Genomic DNA, 2,559 nt, shown 5'->3' with positions numbered 1-2,559 from the left:
AAAAGGGGATTTCCCTTTCGTTTGGAGGTTCCGTAGTGGAAATTGTAAAAGCCTATATCAGATAATAGCCCGCAGGGTGCTCGTGTCTCTGGGCAGGGTTTCCCCCTTTCGTTTGGAGGTTCCGTAGTGGAAATTGTAAAAGCCTATATCAGATAATAGCCCGCAGGGTGCTCGTGTCTCTGGGCAGGGTTTCCCCCTTCTCACCCTTCCAACCTGTTCCGCCAGTTATAAACCGTTTTCTGGCTTGCCCCTGTGATTGCGATTACTTCTTCAATGGTCATACCAGCAGTCAGTAGCTCAATGCCCTGTTCCCTGCGTGTTTTCCCTTTCAATGCACCGCGATAGGCTTGGATCTCTGGGGTGTGCGTTTTGGCAACGTAATGCTCAAAATCCCCTTGCGTAATCCGCTTGTGTGTCCATTTCGCCACGCTGACAGCGGTAGCCTTCACTTCACTAAACGGAAGAGGCTTTGAGAAATTTAGGTTGATACCTTGGGCACGGGTCAAACAAGCGTCTAACCACTGTTTGTAGGCAGGCCAGCCCTGTCGAATGGCTCTATACGACCAGTTGCGTAGCTCTTCGAAAAGCGTGCAATTCCTGCCCAGCCCGTAGTCAGCAACGACCTTTTTCTTCTGTGCTGGGGTTTTGAGATCGAGATAGTCAGCCAGCTCACCCAGCTCGTAAGGCTCTGTGTGCCATTCTGCGACCTGCCAGTGCTTGTTCAGGGGATTCTTTACAATCAGCCCGGAATAGCCTCTATCGGCTTCCAGAAGCTCACACAGGGCGTTTTCCACAGCTGCGGCATAGCGAAGGGGGGCAATTCGTCCGTCTGGGGCTGTGCGGACTGCTGTGGCGAGGCCATACAGTGCATGGGCATGCCCGTTTTCTGGGTTTTTGACGGTTATGTTTGGAGCAGGGGCTCCACGGTCAGACCAATCAATTGACGCACCCTGACGGTCAATATCGAACGCAAGCCATAACATATGGGTTGGCCCGTTGTGTTGTATGTATTTAGCCTTTCTTGCAATTTCTGCTTTGGCTATGTTTAAGCCATTAGTCAGGTCATCTGTATAATATGGCTTTTTTGGCAATGTGCTTGAAAAAAGTTGTAGCTGTGTCATAATGTCCCTATGTCCTCCCCCCTGTATCTTCTGGTCGCCAAACTTTCAGATGCAGGGGGGTATTTTTTTAAGTTATATTTTGCATCTTACCCTATTTTTAACGGGTTTTCCTGTTTTCTGTTCTGCTTGCTCAAAAAGTTGATTTAAAAGCTCAATTTGCTCTTCTGGTAAGTTTAAGCCTGTTAGTTTATCAATTGTTTGCTCAATCCTGTTTTCCTGCCTTTTCTCTTGTTTTTCATCTGTTATATTAACCGCCTCAATCCATTTGAGTATCTGGTTATTTAGCATAGCTGAATACTTCGCTAGGCCTTTCGCCCTTGCTACTTCCAGATTAAGCTTTTCCGCTTCTAATCCGACTTTCTTTAATGCTTTCTCAGCTTCCTTCTGCTGGATCTGCCATTTCTCTTGCCGTGGTCCTAGATTAGTCTGTAATGGCTTGTAGGCAGACACGTCCAGCCCACAGCGGGCAAGGGTTGAGGCGGTAAAGGCTGCTTTTACTACCCCTATGGTGCCTTTCTGGTCCAGTGCCTTTAATGACCTGCCGTTAATGATTCTGGACACTACAAGATTTAAATGCGGGTTATCCTGCTCGTGGACGTTTGCAAATATCTTCCCTTTAAAATCATTAACTTCGATACCTAACTTTTTGGCGAGTTCTTTTAGTATATCGTTCGTTATTGACTTCCATTGTTCCGGCGTTGGTTTTTGAACTGATTGAGGCAATCCAAAAACGAAGCTCTGGGCATAACTTTGGACTGGCCTCCCTCCCTTTTTCTGGGAATTGCCCATATCCAAACTTACCGCTTCATTTGATACACTTCTTATAAAGTTTTCAATGTTGTTATATATCGGGGTAATAGCGGTAGTATTCGAGTGATTAGGATGCTTACTATCAATTAAATATTTACCGTATTTAATGATGCCGTTGTGCTTGTCCTTCACTCGCTCACTTCGAACGAACCAGTTCTTAATTGTCATTGTAATTTAATTTGTTATCTCTTATAGATATACCATATCAAATTACGAATACAAGTTAATGAACTTAGTCTGTTATCAATTCAAGATAGGACAACCCTACGGGTTGACGGCTTCGCCTTCCTACTTGTTCAGGTCTGCGACCCGAAACCCGCTAAATCAAAAGCCCAGCCCCTCAAAAAGCTTGACCATTCGGTCAACCATTTTGACCGGCTTCGATAGCCCGTTATAGGGCATTCCCTTACACGGTTATGAGGCGGTGGCTTACACAGATAACCCAAGACCAAGGCAGCTTGTCTGCCGCAGCATGTCGAGGGTTGGGGGCACGTTTGGGAGGATTTTCGAAAAGGGGATTTCCCTTTCGTTTGGAGGTTCCGTAGTGGAAATTGTAAAAGCCTATATCAGATAATAGCCCGCAGGGTGCTCGTGTCTCTGGGCAGGGTTTCCCCCTTTCGTTTGGAGG

General features: G+C 46.3%; 2 protein-coding genes. Both read right to left on the bottom strand.

Translation table 11 applies throughout. From position 1 onward, the window contains the following. Nucleotides 1-200: 200 nt before the first annotated feature. Complete coding sequence (locus tag ACP7E3_RS31815) at nt 201-1,121, bottom strand: replication initiation protein (protein ID WP_106117527.1); 921 nt, start codon at nt 1,119-1,121, stop codon at nt 201-203. 72 nt (nt 1,122-1,193) lie between these two features. Continuing rightward, entirely contained in the window at nt 1,194-2,063 is an 870-nt protein-coding gene (locus tag ACP7E3_RS31810; protein WP_146133249.1) for a hypothetical protein, read from the bottom strand. Nucleotides 2,064-2,559 lie beyond the last annotated feature (496 nt).

Source organism: Pseudomonas sp. PSPC2-3 (assembly GCF_049898265.1).
GTDB classification, from domain to species: domain Bacteria; phylum Pseudomonadota; class Gammaproteobacteria; order Pseudomonadales; family Pseudomonadaceae; genus Aquipseudomonas; species Aquipseudomonas veronii.
The sequence above is the reverse complement of the archived record's forward strand: the minus strand, read 5'-3'. Positions and strand labels throughout refer to the sequence as shown.

Bases quoted from the DNA above. Each gene is read 5' to 3' on its own strand.
- ACP7E3_RS31815 (WP_106117527.1), bottom strand. From the start codon at position 1,121: ATGACACAGCTACAACTTTTTTCAAGCACATTGCCAAAAAAGCCATAT.